The sequence below is a fragment of the Robiginitalea aurantiaca genome (assembly GCF_030380815.1).
GTDB lineage: Bacteria > Bacteroidota > Bacteroidia > Flavobacteriales > Flavobacteriaceae > Robiginitalea > Robiginitalea aurantiaca.
This window is the reverse complement of the sequence record NZ_JAUDUY010000002.1, coordinates 192,092-208,583: the sequence shown is the minus strand read 5'-3', so window position 1 is coordinate 208,583 and position 16,492 is coordinate 192,092. Positions and strand designations below refer to the sequence as shown.

Annotated in this window: 13 protein-coding genes; 1 reads left to right on the top strand and 12 read right to left on the bottom strand. The window is 49.6% G+C overall.

The features are described from left to right. Positions 1-25: 25 nt before the first annotated feature. Both QU605_RS04450 and QU605_RS04445 read right to left on the bottom strand, forming a co-directional pair. The gene (locus QU605_RS04450; RefSeq protein WP_289724074.1) at positions 26-343 is read right to left on the bottom strand and encodes a hypothetical protein; all 318 of its coding nucleotides are present in this window, start codon (positions 341-343) and stop codon (positions 26-28) included. Then, positions 330-605, bottom strand: a complete 276-nt coding sequence (locus QU605_RS04445; RefSeq protein WP_289724073.1) for a hypothetical protein — start codon at positions 603-605, stop codon at positions 330-332. Before QU605_RS04445 ends, QU605_RS04450 begins: the two co-directional genes overlap by 14 nt. A gap of 85 nt (positions 606-690) precedes the next feature. Here QU605_RS04445 and QU605_RS04440 point away from each other — a divergent pair, with 85 nt between their 5' ends. Continuing rightward, complete coding sequence (locus QU605_RS04440) at positions 691-1,617, top strand: LysR family transcriptional regulator (RefSeq protein WP_289724072.1); 927 nt, start codon at positions 691-693, stop codon at positions 1,615-1,617. Between the two features lie 13 nt (positions 1,618-1,630). On the opposite strand, the gene QU605_RS04435 is transcribed toward QU605_RS04440, so the two are convergent. From QU605_RS04435 to QU605_RS04390, 10 genes are all read right to left on the bottom strand, one after another. Continuing rightward, on the bottom strand, positions 1,631-2,278 hold the full coding sequence (locus QU605_RS04435; protein WP_289724071.1) for a hypothetical protein: 648 nt from the start codon (positions 2,276-2,278) through the stop codon (positions 1,631-1,633). A 127-nt stretch (positions 2,279-2,405) separates the two neighbouring features. Then, entirely contained in the window at positions 2,406-3,980 is a 1,575-nt protein-coding gene (locus tag QU605_RS04430) for a serine hydrolase domain-containing protein (protein ID WP_289724070.1), read from the bottom strand. A gap of 95 nt (positions 3,981-4,075) precedes the next feature. Beyond that, positions 4,076-5,533 carry a serine hydrolase domain-containing protein gene (locus QU605_RS04425; protein ID WP_289724069.1) on the bottom strand — a complete coding sequence of 486 codons (1,458 nt, stop codon included), beginning with the start codon at positions 5,531-5,533 and terminating at the stop codon, positions 4,076-4,078. A gap of 33 nt (positions 5,534-5,566) precedes the next feature. Next, on the bottom strand, positions 5,567-6,673 hold the full coding sequence (locus QU605_RS04420) for a Gfo/Idh/MocA family protein (RefSeq protein ID WP_289724068.1): 1,107 nt from the start codon (positions 6,671-6,673) through the stop codon (positions 5,567-5,569). 46 nt (positions 6,674-6,719) lie between these two features. After that, positions 6,720-8,186, bottom strand: a complete 1,467-nt coding sequence (locus QU605_RS04415) for an efflux transporter outer membrane subunit (protein ID WP_289724067.1) — start codon at positions 8,184-8,186, stop codon at positions 6,720-6,722. Continuing rightward, a complete protein-coding gene (locus tag QU605_RS04410; RefSeq protein WP_289724066.1) occupies positions 8,183-11,377 on the bottom strand; it encodes an efflux RND transporter permease subunit in 3,195 nt (1,064 codons plus the stop codon). The genes QU605_RS04415 and QU605_RS04410 overlap by 4 nt, the downstream gene beginning before the upstream one ends. A gap of 2 nt (positions 11,378-11,379) precedes the next feature. Continuing rightward, complete coding sequence (locus QU605_RS04405) at positions 11,380-12,570, bottom strand: efflux RND transporter periplasmic adaptor subunit (protein ID WP_289724065.1); 1,191 nt, start codon at positions 12,568-12,570, stop codon at positions 11,380-11,382. A gap of 209 nt (positions 12,571-12,779) precedes the next feature. Then, the gene (locus QU605_RS04400) at positions 12,780-14,420 is read right to left on the bottom strand and encodes a hypothetical protein (protein ID WP_289724064.1); all 1,641 of its coding nucleotides are present in this window, start codon (positions 14,418-14,420) and stop codon (positions 12,780-12,782) included. A gap of 11 nt (positions 14,421-14,431) precedes the next feature. Next, the gene (locus QU605_RS04395) at positions 14,432-15,292 is read right to left on the bottom strand and encodes an HAEPLYID family protein (RefSeq protein ID WP_289724063.1); all 861 of its coding nucleotides are present in this window, start codon (positions 15,290-15,292) and stop codon (positions 14,432-14,434) included. A gap of 40 nt (positions 15,293-15,332) precedes the next feature. Further along, positions 15,333-16,409 (bottom strand): flavin monoamine oxidase family protein, encoded by a 1,077-nt coding sequence (locus QU605_RS04390; RefSeq protein WP_289724062.1) that lies wholly within the window; start codon positions 16,407-16,409, stop codon positions 15,333-15,335. Between the last annotated feature and the right edge of the window lie 83 nt (positions 16,410-16,492).

Genomic DNA, 16,492 nt, shown 5'->3' with positions numbered 1-16,492 from the left:
CGTAAGGGTTTAAGTAAAGGTGGGCTTACTCTTTATCTATGGTAATTTCCAGGGTGCCTTTAATGGAGAGGCATTTACCCATCTCCCTGGCCTGGCGTATGAATTTACGCGCCATGATTTTTTCTGCTTCGAGCTCTGCAATGCGTTGGTCCGCATAGGAGGTGTCTGCTCCAAAATGGCCTTCGCACCAGCGCAGACGCTGCAATTTGTGGAAGTTGATCTTCTCATCCAGAAGAGACAGTACAACGTCTGTTGCTTCCATAGGGGTAAAGCTCCCTTTGACTAATTGCACTTTTTGGTCGGTGATCGTCTCTTGCATTGCGGTGTATTTATCGTTTTTCATAGCTAGTATTGTCAGGTTGTGATTTAAGCCGGATCAGGCTGATGATCCCCCATACGAATGTAACTGCCAGGAGTTCGGTCATAAAAAGATTGTCGAGACTCCAGGATCCCAGAAGCAGGACCCCCATAAGGACTGATCCTGCAATTATTTCCAGTTTGGTGCGGCTAAGGACCGGGCTGGTCGTGGATGCCATCTCATCTTCTGTATTGCGATGTTCCGTTTTGAAATCGCTGGCGTGTTTATAGTTGTATGAATATGCCATTTACGTCTGTTTAACGGCACAAAGTTGCAATATGTTTTTCATACATTTTTATTTATATTTATGATGAAAAACATTAATATTATTTATGAATTACACCCTTAACCAGCTAAATATATTCTATAAAATAGCTCAAAATCAAAGTATTACAAAGGCGGCTGAAGAATTACATTTAACCCAGCCAGCGGTCTCTATTCAGTTAAAAAACTTTCAGGATCAGTTTTCCATTCCACTGACAGAGGTTGTCGGGAGGAAGCTTTATGTGACAGATTTCGGAAAAGAGATTGCAGCTGCCGCAGAGCAGATTATCCACCAGGTCCAGGCGATCAACTACAAAACACATGCCTTTGAAGGTAATATTGCGGGTCGGTTGACGATATCCACGGTTTCAACGGCCAAATATGTCATGCCGTATTTCCTGACCGATTTTATGGATGCAAATCCCGGGGTTGACCTGGTGATGGATGTAACCAACAAGGCTAAGGTAATTCGGAGTCTGGAGCAAAATGCCATCGACTTTGCAATGGTATCTGTTTTACCGGATCACTTGAAAATTAACCGTGTGGAATTGATGCAAAACAAACTATTCCTGGTGGGGGGGACCTCACGGAGCCGGCCAAAAAGCTACTCTGCAGCCCGCATCCTGCGCGAGGAGCCGTTAATTCTCCGGGAGCAGGGTTCGGCAACCCGAAACGCCATGGAGACTTTTCTGGCTTCTAAGGACATCCAAAATTCAAAAAAACTGGAACTTACCAGCAATGAAGCTTTAAAACAGGCACTGGTGGCTGGCCTGGGATATTCAATAATGCCGCTGATCGGATTAAAAAACGAATTGGGGAATAAGGATCTGGAAATCATCCCGATGCGAGGCCTGCCCATCATCACACACTGGAATCTGATTTGGCAAAAGTCCAAGAAACTGTCACCGACTGCCCAGGCATTTTTGGATTATATTGAGGCTCAGAAAAATGAAATTATCCGGGATCGCTTTGACTGGTTTGAAAAATACAATTAAGGTAGCCTCAGGGTTAAGGTATTCGGGTTTTACCACTGCCTGAATTCCCGCAATGAATTTCCCAAACCTCCAGTATGGCATGAACGGTTTTAATGGTTTTGTTCTGAATGCCCAGTGCCAGTTCGGGGCAGTCGAGAAAAAAGGGAATGAGTTTTTTGCGCTTCAAACCAAAAATACCCTGGGTGGCCCTTGCCCACTGATCCTTTCCAGGCCTGTAAAACAGGGGGAAGCTATCGATATGGAAGTTATCCTCATCCGTGTATTCCCATTCGTATAAGATCAGATCCGGATTTCGCCTCACAACCTTTAAAAACACGGGCTCTTGCTTCGGATCTGTTTTGTAATTAAACCGGAAAAATGCGGCATCTTCCAGCAGCGCCACAGATTCAAAATGGAACTGGTCATAGCCGTATCCCCGGATTTGATCCGGCCTGTACCTTTTCTTGCGCCCTTTCTTTTTAAACCGGACTTTGGTGTACAACCCTTCAAAGGGCTCCGGACTCCGGTCTTTGATATAGCCTCTGAGGGTATCTCCTTTGAGTGTAATGAGGTACCCATCGGAATACCCCTTCTTTTGGGCGTGAACGGCGGTGGACCCCAGCAGGAGTAACAGCGTTATTAAAACGAGAACAGGGACTCCGGAAGCTTTTGGCTGACGCATATGTATGACTTTAAGTACCGATAACGGTTCTTAAAGCTTCATCCGCAAGGTATATGCCAGTTAGTGAGCGCTGCGTTAAAAGGTTGCGATATTCGTTGAACGTTTTGAAATTCCGGGAATTCCTAAGCTATTTCCAAAGATAAACTGCCTGAATTTTTGGGTCTGGTTCCGGACTGAGGGTAAAAAAGGCATTCAGCGTGTCCCTGGCGCCATAGAGCTGGAAAGATCCCCTTAGTTGGTTTACAGGCCTCATTTCCCCCCATCCCTGTATGGCTCCGGCTTTTTCCAGTAAAGAGCCGAATTCCGCAAGCCGGTTTTCCCGGCTCATATCCAGATAGAAGTTTTCGGCAAAGATCCGGGAGCCCAGGGCCTTATCCGGGGTTTTAAACCACTCGACGAGTTGTTCCTGCCGCATCTTCAGGATTTGCGGTGCATTGCGTTGTCTGGGTTCCAGATCGAGTTCCTCAAAGAGCAATTTAAGAATTTCGACATAGGGCCAGGGGGTGGTGTAGGTAACATTGCAGAAGGCCATCACCCCAATCCCCAGGTCCGGATAGAAAACATAATTACTCCCAAATCCGGGTAAGGCACCCCCATGGGAAATCCTCCGGGTTCCCTTACAGTTTTCCATACTGCCGAGTCCGTAACCGTAACCGCTTATCGCAGGGCACAGACTGTCATTCCAATCCCTTGACGTCGCATTGAGACGGGAATATTGGGGCTGTTGCATTTTTCTCAGGGAACTGCGCCTGACCGGACCTGTTTCTTCAGAATTTCTTGGTGGCCAGGCCGAAAGGTGGTAACTCACATATTTACTGAAGTCTTTAATAGAGGTGATCAAACCTCCCATGGCCCCATAACTTCCATCGTGCAGCATTGGGGCCACAGTCAGGCTGTCCGGGTTGTATCCGATCACCAGCAGATCCCCCGGGACTTCCTGATATTCCCAATAGGTTTCCCTCATTTCCAGGGGTTCCAAAATCCGGGTTTTTATATACTGTTGGTAGGGCATTCCCGAAACTTCGGATATGATCATACCCAGGATGGCATAGCCCGTATTGCTATATTCGAAATCGATGGATGGCGGATTGGAAAAACTTGGATTCCCTTTGATCAGGTCCCTGAGCATCTCAGAAGTTTCATCTAACTGCCGATCCCCCCAGGGATTGTCTTCGGGGAACCCAGCGGTCATGGTTAGCAGGTTTTCAATAGTGATATGTGTGGCATCTGACGTCGGATACTCCATGGACGCCATCTGGGGTACATAAAGGTAAGCCGGGTCTTCAAGGGAGATTTTTCCCGCTTCTACCAAAGTCATAATCGCCATAGCCGTAAAACTCTTGGTCATCGAGGCGATCCGGAATTGGGAGGAGGTGCTGGCAGGGATTTTCTGCTCCAGGTTGCTATAACCAAGGGCGGAATCCACCACGAGCTGATCATCCACAACAATCCCGTAAGCGATACCAGGGATATTCTTCTCCTCGGCATAGGTTTCAAAAAGCGTGTGAAGCTTTGATTTGATAGAGGCTATTTGGGCGGCCCTGGTATCCGCCTCGAAAGTTTCTACTTCATAACCCTGGGCAACCCGAAGTGTGGGAATGTCCTTTGGGAGGGCTTCAGTCTCCTGCTTACAGGATGCACAGATCAGGAATAGCACAAAGATGGAAAGTGCGAAAAGTAGTTTGGCGGTTATTTTCTTCACAGGTTACTTCTTAGGGGTTAAGGCACAATAATTTATGGGTCTATGCTGGAGTCTATCGCTACTTTCCGGGGGAAGGTAAGGCAGATGAGGTCAAATTACCGGTTTATTCGCAACGTATAATTGCCGTGTTGGCTGTATCGGGTAATTTTTCCGGTTTCATCCCGCTCAAATACGAGTGTTTCTCCAAGGGTTCCATCTCCACGAACACGGCGGAAGGTATCTCCTTCAATATACCTGAATTTGGTCATGGCATCCGCAGGTTTGTCTGACGGGAGGTTGAGGATGACCAAATCGCCATCCCAGCTGCCGATATATTCCTCACTGGACCATGGCATGGGATTGTAATACCCGAGATATTCCGAGAGGTCTTTCTTTGACGCATCCGGGGCCGTTTCTGTTTCCGATCCTTTTTTGGTCATTTTAGTAAGGATGGCATGCATTCCCATGACGTATTTCATAGGGTTCGTACCGCTGGAATTGATCATCACAGAGTACCCCCTCTTGTTTTTAAGATCCATCTCAAAGGAGGACCGATAGCCCGGACAGCTTCCTCCGTGGCCCGCCCAGGTCGTCCCATTGGGACCCTTATATACCCGGAAACCCAACCCCCAGGTTGTTTTCCAATTTGGATTGGTCCAGTGGACGGACTGCATATACTTCAGGGTAGCAGGCTTCAGGATTTCCGCAGTCTTACTTTCTCTGAGCCGGAATTGCCAGGAGGCGAATCGCCCGAGATCGGTGACATTTGAGGTAAATCCAGCTGCCGGGGTGATCCCATTGGCTTGAAAAAAGGCCACTTTTTCACGCTCCCCCCCCCGGTTTAAAGCGCTATAGCCTATTGCGAGTTCCGATCCGTAAAGCGACTCCGGCATTTCGGGCCGGGTGTCCGAAAGATTTAGGGGAGTAAGTATGTTTTGTTGGACAAAGGTTTCATAGGGAATACCCGATATCTCTGTGACTATTTCACCCAGGAGGGTGAGCGCCAGATTGCTGTATTGGAAATAGGTTGATGCCGGATAGAGCGATTCCTGTTCTGATAGCCTGGCGTCGATTTCTTCCGTAGACGGGAACGGAAAGTCGGGCCCGGTCCAATACGGATATCCCGCTTCACGCGGAAGTCCGGAGGAATGGGTAAGCAGGGTGCGGACCGTAATGGGGCCGCTATCGGGGAATTGCTGTTTCAGATCATATGCGGGCAGCAAATCCGCCAGGCGATCGTCAAGGCGCAATTTGCCATCATCGTAAAGCTTCATAATGGCGACGGAGGTAAAGAGTTTGGAGATGGAACATATACTGCATAGGGTAGCCTCTGTAAAGGGTGCATTTGATTCGGGATTTGCAGATCCGACTGCGCCACTCCACAGGAGTTTCTGATCTTCTACGATACTCGCGGAGATTCCGGGAATGTCTTCAAAGTCCTTTTGGGCATCCAGCCAGACTTCAATTAGCTTCAGGGCTTCTTCGTAGGAAGCTGTTTCATTTTGTGCGGGCAGGTTAGCCGAGCTGAAGAGGAGGCAGCAGAGGATATAAAAGTATTTTCTTCGCATTTTCATGAGGGCGTTTGTTAAAATGACAAGGGTTAAAGGCTATTGAAGCACAATCCGTTTCCCCGTTTTGGCACTTTGTTTTGCCGCCTCCAGGATCTCCATAACAATCATATTGTTATCGAGGGAAGACAGGTCGTACGGCCCAGGGGAATGGGCTTTGCGTAACACCGCTTTAAAATACAAAAAAGGGTCGTTAAAAGGGGTTTCCCGATCTTCCAATTCAAATTCTTTTTCCTCAAAACCATCATAACCTTTGGCTATCCGGAGACGCAATTGGGTACGATTATCGGCATAAACAGCGCCCTGCAGGCCGTAAATCTCCATATCTTTTCGACCGATGGGCCAATTCCAGGAGGCGTGTATGACGGCATTGGCGGATTCGTATTCCAGGAGTATCAGGGCCTCATCCTCAACCTCAGGGTTGTTTTCAGGTTGTAATTGCTGGGTGATTGCCGTAACCGCCACAGGTCTTTCTCCGTCCATCAATCGCGTCATCAGGTTAGCCCCATAACACCCGAAATCCATTAGCGCACCCCCGCCGTTTTGCACCGGGTCGATGAGCCATTCCAGGAATTCGGGATCCACACCAATTTTTGCCGGGCCCCTGTGCCCGTCCCGGATGACCACTTTGCGGACGGGTCCGACAACGGATTCCCGTACCATTTCAAAAGCCTTGTGAGTTGTAGGATACCACGTGGTCTCATAATTGGTCAGGACCTGTATCCGATGCCGGCGCGCCAGGGTTGCAATTTTCCGGGCGTGTTCCATGGAAACCGCCAGTGGTTTTTCAACCATCACATGTATCCCCAGGGGGGCACAGGCCTCCACGATGCTCAGGTGATCATATATTGTCCCAAATGCCGCAATGGCCTCCGGGTTCTGACTTGAGATGAGCTCATCCAGGGTGGTGTAAACCTTCTCCTCGGGGAATTCGTATTGTTCGGTGTACCTTCTGGCTAAGTCTGCATTCGCTTCGGCTATGCCTGCGATTTCGATTTCACCTGCTTTCGCACTATTGAAAATTTGGTGGACATGGGTGTGGGAAAGTCCTGCAATTCCAATTCTCAAAGGTGCATCCTGACCGAATCCACTGACGGCCATCATGAGCACAAGGCCGGAGAATACAAAAGGACGTGCTCGTTTCATGACAAAATTGGCGAAGTGTTTATGCTGGGTTTTCTTCCCTCAAATTTTATTGCTTTGGCTCTGATCCATTCTCTTCAGGCGCTTCCTTTGCCTGCTGCTCCTCTGCTTCTGTCAACCATCCACCACCAAGGGCCTTATACAGCCGTACATAGGACGAAAGCAAATTAGCCCGAAGCCCTTCCAATAAGAGTTCCGCATCAAAGGCCTGTCGTTGTTGTTCCAAAAACTCAAGGTAACTCGTCACCCCCATATTGTAGCGTTCCCGGGAGAGCGTTTGAGCCTGCAGAGCGGCAGTCCTGCGTTGTTCGGCAATCTCGATTTCAGCTTTGGTGGTTCTGATTTCCGTCAGGATATCCTCAACCTCTTTCAGGGCAAAGAAAACGGTGTTTTGATACGCATATAGCGCCTGAAAACTTCGGCTATCTTCAATATCGACCTGTCTTTTGAGCTGCCCCCAATAAAAAAGCGGGCCCGCCAGCTGTCCGGTCAAGGTCCAGAGTGGATTCTGAAAGCTAAGGCTCCCAAAACTGTCTGCCGTAATTCCGACCAGGGCTCCTACACTAAGGGAGGGGAGCCGGTTGCCTTTAGCTGCCCCAACAAGGGCATTCTGGGCGATCAGTTGATATTCTGCCGAGATCACATCGGGCCTTCTCGCGAGCAGGTCGACCGGTCTGGCCAGGGGCAGGTCAATATCGAAATTTTGGGTATTCAGGGCCTTTCCAGTACCCACTTCACCCGGGTTTCGCCCCAGAAGTATGCTCAGTGTATTTTGAAGTTGGACAATCTGGAGCTCGTATTGGGGGACAGCCCCGGCTGCGATTGTGTATTGTATTGTTGCCTGATTCACATCGAGTATGGGGACGATCCCTTTGTCATACCTGGCCTGGATCAGCTGGAGCATGCTGTCGCGGGAAGTCGCATTCCGAACCGATATTTCATATTGGGATTTTGCCCGGAGAAGGGAGAAATAAGTGGTAGCTACCTCGCTGATCAGGGATATCATCACACCCCTGTAACCGTATTCCGAGGCCACGAGGTCCGCCCGGGCTGCTTCGGACAGCCGCCTGAGTTTACCCCAAAGGTCCAGTTCCCAATTCGCGGAGGCAGCCCCCAGGATCAGGTTTTGTGGATCCCCGACCTGATTGAGCAGGAAGTTTCCCCTCTGCACTTGTCCGTTAATATCGAACTTGGGGAGCATTTCTGCATTCTGATTTTTCAGGGCAAAGCGACCCTGTAAGACACTTTCCGCCGCAATAAGGGCATCCCGGTTATTTTCCATGGCCACCAGGATCAGGCTGTCGAGGACCGGATCATCATAGAGTTCCCACCATTTGAGGTCTGCCGTACTCAGTTCCAGGGTATCGGTGTTAATGCTGTCGTATTTTACTTGCATTCCCGGAGTCTGCTGGGCGTACTGCTCCGGCTGGACAAGTTCGGTCCCCTGGTAATTCTTGCCAATCTTACAATTTTGTAAGAGCATCGCAACCAGCGCTATCAGGAGGAGGCGTTTCATTGTAGTTCAGTGGTTTTTGCAAGTTCAGCATCCCGCTTCTTTTCGTATCCGGCAATTTTTCCGATAAGCAGGAAGAGCATCGGATAGAAAAACACCCCTAATAAGGTCGCAATGCTCATCCCTCCCAGTAATGCCATACCCATTACCTTCCGCGCTTCTGCGCCTGTTCCGGAGGCGATAACCAGTGGGAATACCCCAAGGATAAATGAAAAAGCCGTCATCAAAATCGGCCGGAACCTCGATTTTGCAGCCGCGATTGCGGCATCGAACAGGGAGGCGCCATTTTTGAATTCCTCATTGGCAAACTCCACAATTAAAATAGCATTCTTGGCAGCCATTCCGATAAGCATCACAAAGGATACCTGAGCAAAAATATTGTTCTCAAAGCTCACGCTGAATTGCCTGGCGATCCAAAGGAAGAACAGGGCGCCGAAAATGGCAAAAGGGGTTCCGAGCAAGATCGCAAAAGGCAGACTCCAACTTTCGTACTGGGCTGCGAGGATGAGGAAAACAAAAAGGAGGGAAAATGCGAGGATTACCCCCAGGGAACCCGAAGCCTTGTCTTCCTGAAAAGACATCGCATTCCATGAAGTGGTCATGTCATCCGGCAACGTTTCCGCAGCGACCTCTTTCAATGCAGCCATGGCCTGGGCTGAGGTATATCCCGGGGCCGGGGCTCCGGTAACTTCAACCGCGCGAAACAGGTTAAAACGAGAGGTGTAGTCCGGGCCGCTAACGGGACGTATGGTGGCAACGGTCGACAGTGGAACCATATCGCCCACATTGTTTTTGATAAAGAAATTTTCGATCTGAGCTTCGTTCACTCGGTATTCGCTCTCGGCCTGAATATAGGTTTTGTACAGACGGCCAAATCGAGTGAAGTCATTGACATAGGCCCCTCCCATAAACGCACCGATCGTTTGATAAACGTCGTTCAGGGAAAGTCCCAGCTTCAGGGCTTTTTCCTTATCGATATCCATATAGCGCTGGGGTACATTGCTCTGAAATGTAGTGAATGCACTCCCGATCTCCTCCCGCTGATTGGCAGCGGCGATAAATTTATAGGCATTCTGAGAAAGGTATTCTGGTGTATTCCCCCCCTTATCCTGAACCATTATACTAAAGCCCGATCCGTTACCCAATCCAGGTATTGCCGGAGGTCCGAAGGCGAAGGCCTGTGCCCCGGCAATGGTAGTGGCCAGTTCATAATTCACCCGGTTGATGACCTCCTTGGCGGTGGCTTCGCGCTCGCCCCAATCCTTAAGAGTTACGAACATAAAGCCGTTATTGGTCGCCATAGCCCCTGATAAAAGGCTATACCCCGTTGCATTGGTTACGTATTCAACTTCGGGATACTGCAGGAGGCGCGCTTCGATTTGAGCACTAATAGCGTCTGATCTCTGAAGGGATGCCGCGTTGGGGAGCTGGACGTTTACGTAAAAATAGCCCATGTCTTCTTCAGGGATAAACCCTCCGGGCACCAACATGCCGAAGACCCCTGCACCCAAAGTCAGGATCAGAATAAATATCACACCCCTTTTTAATTTTCCGGTAATGGCCGTGGTGAAGGACATATAGCTGTCCGTAGTTTTGCCGATCCACCGGTTGAACGACCCGAAGAACTTTCCGAGCAATCCTTTGTAGGGTTCTGGTTTCTTAAGCAGGAGCGCGCAAAGAGCGGGGCTCAGCGTTAGTGCATTCACAGAGGACACTAAAACACTTACGACAATGGTGATGGCGAATTGCTTATACAGGATGCCGGTAATGCCAGCCATACCCGCTACAGGGATAAATACGGCCACTAAAACGAGGGTTGTCGCCAAAATGGGGGCTGTCACCTTTTTCATCGCCTCAATGGTGGCTTCTTTGGCGTTCATCCCCTTGTCAATGTTGACCTGTACGGCCTCCACAACCACAATAGCGTCGTCCACCACAATACCAATGGCCAGGACAAGTCCTAATAAAGAGAGGACATTAATGGTGAACCCCAACATGGGGAAGAAAATAAAGGCGCCGATAAGTGAAACGGGTATCGCCAGGGTAGGGATAAGGGTGGCACGCCAATCCTGGATGAAAATAAAAACCACAAGGATAACCAGGATAAGGGCAATGACAAGCGTGATGACAATATCCCGCAATCCGGCCGTAATCGGCAGTGTTGAATCCAGGGATACATCGTATGACATGCCGTCGGGAAAACCGAATTTGATTTCCTCCATCTCCGAAATCACATTCTGGGCGAGCTCTACGGCATTTGAACCCGGAGCCTGATACAGGCCAATGATGGCCGCAGATTTTGGAATCGAGTCCCTTCCCTCCAGGTTAACACCTAAACGGGGGATCATGCTGTAGGTTTCCACTCCCAGGCCAACCCGGGCAATATCGCCGATTTTAACCTGGGATCCGTCATCCTGTGTGCGTACGACAATTTCTTCAAAGGCCTCAGGAGAATTAAACCGTTCCGGTAACCGCACCGTGTAGGTGAATTCAGTTCCGGCAGGTGCCGGCTCTGCTCCGAATTTCCCACCGGGCACGATCACGTTTTGGGCATTGATCGCTGCGACGATCTCGGGTACGGTAATCCCCAGTGTGGATAGCCTGTCCGGTTTAATCCAAATACGCATGGAGTAATTGGAAGCCCCGAGGACATCTACCCTCCCAAGACCTGGAATCCGCGCAAGCCGGTCCTTGATATTGATCAGGGCATAATTTCCGAGGAATTCCTGATTGTTGTGATTGGGGTTCAGGGATGTCAGCGTTACCAGCATCAACTGGTTGGGCATGGACTTCTTTGTTGTCACCCCATACTGGGTAACCGCTGAAGGCAATTTGGAGGTTGCCGCCGAGACCCTGTTCTGCGCCAGAACCGTATTCATATCCGGATCCGTACCCACATCAAAGGAAACCTGGATGGTCATTGTGCCATCATTGGCATTTGTGGACTTCATGTAGATCATGTTGTCCACCCCATTCATCTCCTGTTCAATAGGTGTGGCAACCGATTCTTCTACATTCAGGGCATTTGCCCCGACATAGGTGCCCCGTACTTCTACCACGGGTGGGGTTAGACTCGGGTATTGCTCTATGGCCAGGCCAATGACGGAAACGCCACCTACAATTACGATTACTATGGCGATTACCATAGCCACAATAGGCCTCCTTACAAAGAAATTTCCGCCTCCTTCTGCCATACCTACAAAGTGGTTTTGCTTTCGAATTCTGTAGGCACGGGGTTCACCTTCATCCCTGCCTGTACTTTCTGGAGTGCATCTATGACTACTTTGTCGCCGGCCTGAACCCCATCTTCAATAATGACCATATCTCCAATTTTACGACCGATTTGGACCGCTCTGGATTCAATGGTGTTATTCGGGTCAGCCACCATGACAGAATACTGCCCCTGGAGTTCCGTAAGGCAGCGCTGTGGAATAACAATGGCTCCTTCAGCCACACTCATCTGCAGTCGTACCTTGGCATATAAACCGGGCCTGAGTATTCTGGAGCTATTTGGAAAACTGGCCTGGATTAACAAAGACCCTGTTGAGGAATTTATCTGACTGTTTACAAAATCTATTGACCCTTTTTCCTCAAAATGTGACCCATCGGCAAGGATGAGTTCGATATTGGGTTCCAGCCGACCTTCCTGAACATCCCTGGTGACTTCTTCGTCCGACTTGCCTTTACTGTATGCGCGTGCGAGTTCAAGGTACTTGGCTTCAGAAATCGAGAACTGGACTCGGATGGTATCAATTCTGGACAGGGTATTGAGGATAACCGGGTTCGGGTTGCGGCCCACATACTCACCTTCCCGGGCCTCAGTGGCCCCAATGAGCCCATCGATAGGCGCTTTGATGGAGCAATAGCCCAATTGAATCTGGGATTGTTTCAAATTGGCCCTGGCGGCATCCACATTTGCACGGGATGCGTCATAGGCGGCCTGTGCCCCGTCCAGGTCACTCTGGCTGACCGCGTTCATTTCTGCCAGCGGGATGTACCGATCCAGCTCGTTTTTTGCATTGACCATCAGGGTTCGGGCTTCGGCCAAAAGACTTTCTTTGGCGGCTACTTCTGCGAGGTATGGATCCGGGTCTATGGAATATAAAAGTTGTCCTTTTTTGACGCGAGACCCCTCTTCAAAGGAAATTTTCTGAAGGTAGCCATCTACCCTAGCCCGGATTGGGATATCCTTCTGCCCATATATCTGGCCCACCAGTTCATCGTAAATGGGCACGTCCTGTTGTTTCGCCTCAAACACGGTAATATCCCGGGCGCTCTGGGCTCCTTGTGGTTCTTTTTGCTTGCAGGACGTGCTTAAGGTAAAAAAAACCAAAGCACTTATACCCTGGACTAAAAAGCTAGGTCTAATATTAAGAATCCGATCCATTTCCCTCAATTGCAAAATTTTTGTTAAAGTAAGAAAATTTAAGTTACTGATCGGTGTAATAAATCCCTTACACCTTAGCCGGACACGCCTCATTAGGGGTCCACCAGAAGGGGTGATCCGGCGATTTCAATACGCAAGTCCACAGGAGCCGAACGCATTTTGAGGCAAAGAGGGTTTCAAAGTGCAAAAACGGTATCCGTAGGGTGGTGTTAATGCGTGGCGAAATCAGGGGGTATACCGGTCAATTCCCATTTCCCCAGGGAAACAGGGATATTTCCTATGGCGTTGAGGCGGTCCAGGAAATCTTTAATCCGGAAAGGGGTAGTCGTTCCCTCCTGTAAACGCGCGTATTCCATCATGGCCTCCTCCAGCAAATACTTCCCGGTAATATAACTGCTTCCATAGCCCGGTTGGCGCATATACAAATGCTGTTCAAAGAGCAAAAGTTCCTTTTCGGTTTTCATCCAACCCCTTGGGGTGTATTCGGAGTGGATCCCCCCGGCTTCCTCCATGGTCATCTCATTGGCATGGGCGTATAGTGAGCCCAGGCCCCGGGCAGCGCGTTGTGCAATCATGATGTAGACAATCTCGCGGCTTCTCGGACTGTCTTCATACAAGCCGGCCTGCATAAACATTTCTTCTACCGCCGTAGCCGTCCCTTCATTCCGTGAATCGAAAATATTATAGAGCAGGGGCCCTTTTCGGATTGGTGAGGGGTTTGGTTCGGTATCCATCCGCGCGAGTTCAAACCAATGATAAAAATGGGAATAGAGGGGTCGGGGATCATAGTGCTCCCCTATGACGAAAAAATTTCGCTTCTCCTTCGGGACAAATTCCCCGAGGTGTTCCCTTAGGGCCGGGTCAAAATAAGGTTTAACCGTTACAATGTCCTGTGAGGTCAGAAAATCGATAAGGCTTTTGGCGGCGCGGTCTGCCATGGCATCGTAGGCCTCCGGGGAATCGGCATCTGAGAGTTGGGGCAGGTCCCTGTTGCGGTGTTCTACCAGTTTTAAAGCGGTCCACGCCCGAGCGAGTTCCCTTTTAAGGAGCATAACTTCATCTTCCCAGGTCAAGGGGACCAGATGTACATTTTGAAGGTACCAGGTATAGTTTTCCTTTCCGATACCTGAAGGTCCGGTTTTGGTCGCACCTTCCGAGGTCAGCCATTGGACAAAGCTCTCAGTGGATTCAATGGCCCCTTCAATAGCACCGGTAACTTCCCGGTCTTCCTCAATACCCGGGTATTCCAGTATCTTCCTGAGGTCTTCGCCCTGCTGATGAATATCCCGGATCCCGGCCATCCACAATTCCCTGGCATTTCCGGTCAGGTTGGACCGAGCCTGGTTATTCAAAACGGGGATCACCCTGAGGTCTTCCAGAAACCTGTCCCGCTCAGGGGATGACAGGGGAAACTGGTACGTCCACATTTCCGTAGTCCGGTGATGCGTAGGGCCTTCATGCGCAGGGACATCACTGCGCGCCATCCAGACGGATTTATAAAAGGCGGGGTCGCGGACCCAGGACTGTAAAACCCTTTGATTGAAGTCGTATCCGTTCATCTCAGCCCATACAATAGTCCAGTCTACTTTTTGAGGTGTTGACCACCCCGTGGTGTCAATAGAGTGCAATTGTGACTGGAGCGCCTTGAATTTCGGCCATCGCGCTTTCCGGCCTGCGGCCGTATAGTCCGGTGCCCCATCGAGGAGGGGAGGGGTCTCGAATTCCCGCCATTGGTCAAAAAGTGAAACCAGCGCCTGGTAATCGGATTGGCCTGATGCCTGCTGGCCGTGTATAATAAAAGAACCAAGGGCTAGTAAAATGAAGAGGGTTGGACGGAGGGTCGTTTTCATATGTTGGGAATTTAGTCTTTTTTGTGAATGGGCTCGTAGATCAATCGCATAAAGGCACTGAAGCGCTCATTTTCGCGGGCTATCGGAATACCCGCTACGATCCCTACGAGCAGGGTTTCGGAAATATCGAGGCGCATCTGGGGACGAATGGTCATATCAAAATCCCCGTGCTCGATTTCCTTATTGAATTCCACCCCAATAAAATTAATTGTTCCAGGCACCATATAGTGGAAACTGGTATTGATTTCATAGGATGTTTCAAGGGTTCCGGAGCGATAGTCCTGCTCGAAAATAGGACCGGTGTAGATTAAAGAGTGAAAATGCCTTCCCCACCTTTTGGCAACTACCAGAAAGGGATTATAAGCATTGCCCTTAAAAAGGGGATTACCGAAGGAATCGAAAGGGGATAACTGGAATTCATTGAGATACCCCAATGCCATTGATGTTGCAATTTCCGGCTTTACCAGAAAAGTCCATTGCATCGCCACCTGCAAGGCATCCAACTGGTTTGAAGGTACCGAATCGCGGGCGGCGCCTTCGGCAGGCGAGTAAAAGGTAAAGGGGAGTTCCACTTCCAGCCCCAATCTGTTGACGGGAGCCCACTCGTACTCTATAAGCGCCTCATAGGAATCATAGCGCAAATTATCCTTGAGTCCAAGGCCTATGTTCCATTCCTTTTCGCCCTTCCGCGCCCCCAGGTCGCGGATGAGGTCGATATAAAGGGGTTCGGCGTGAAGTATTTTGTAGGGTTCCCTATCATCCTCCAGTTCTTGTTGGGGTATTCTCTGCTGGGACACCCGATTCTGCTGGGCGAGGCCAGGACTCGAGAGGACTAGGAAAAAAACTACAAACTCAGCAACCTTGGATCGCATCTGGAGATTCATTTTTTACAGGCTGTATTATCAATACAAATCAGCGTTCAACAATTCGATTTACGATATAGGTATATGCCCGTCGCGCACTCTGGACGGCTCCGTCCATATATCCTGGAAATGAACCGGAGGTCTCCGCCCCCGCCAGAATCAATTTACCCTTCATCTGTGCATTCTGAAATTGCTCGTTCCCGTTATTCTGATGAGGAAAAACAGACCTCTCATAAGGTACAAAGGTATGGGATTCATTCGCCCAAACCTTTTCGGAATAATTGATAAAAGAATCCACTGCCTTTCCGTAATACTTACGCAATTGGGCCAGTACGCGAAGGCGTCGTTCATCTTTGGAAAGGGAATAAAAGTTACCGTTTAGGAATCCCTTGAGGGCATAGCGGTCGTCGTCATAGTTAGAGTGGTCATACAGCTCGGTCACCGGGCCAACATTGCTAAAGACCGTTCCGCTGGTACTTACATCCCTCCAGAAAGGTTCTTTGTATTCCAGCCCGAATTTAATGGATTCCCCCATCCATGTATGGGTCTGTTCCATGAGTTCAATAAGCTCTGGATCAAAGGGCGGAGTAATGGATATCGTTTTATGCAGTAGATAGGGTGGGAGGGTAGAGACTGCGATTTTGCTCCTGAAAACACCTGTATCCGATTTTACCTCAATGCCATCCCCAACATCCCCTATATTCTGAACAACCTGATTATAGGAAATACGGCTATTTGGGATGGATTCCAACAATGCTTCAATCAGCTTTGAGGTCCCGCCCTTTATTCGGAAACTCGGGTCTGAATTCTCCGGCAAAACGACCAATTGGGCCGGGCTGCTGGAAATCGGTTCATAGATAGCCCGGTCCCCGAGGACTTGTTCAAAAATGTCAATATTCAGTTTACGCAGCAGGGAGGAAAGACTGGAGTGTTTTCGACCCAGCCATGTCGCCCCCATTTCTATGGTAGCGCCTGAAGGCGTAGTCTGGGTGAGGATCCGCCCCCCGGGGCGTTCCCTGGCTTCCAGTATTTGCACGCTGAGGTTTGTGCTTCGGAGCAGGTAAGCCAGGGTCAGTCCCGTAAGCCCAGCTCCGATAATCACAATATCCGATGAATTGTTTACCATGAATACCGGGATAGTGTATAAGGTTTAGATTTTATAGCCTTTCAAATATACGTCCGAATCCTGTTACCCGAACCCAGGTGGCT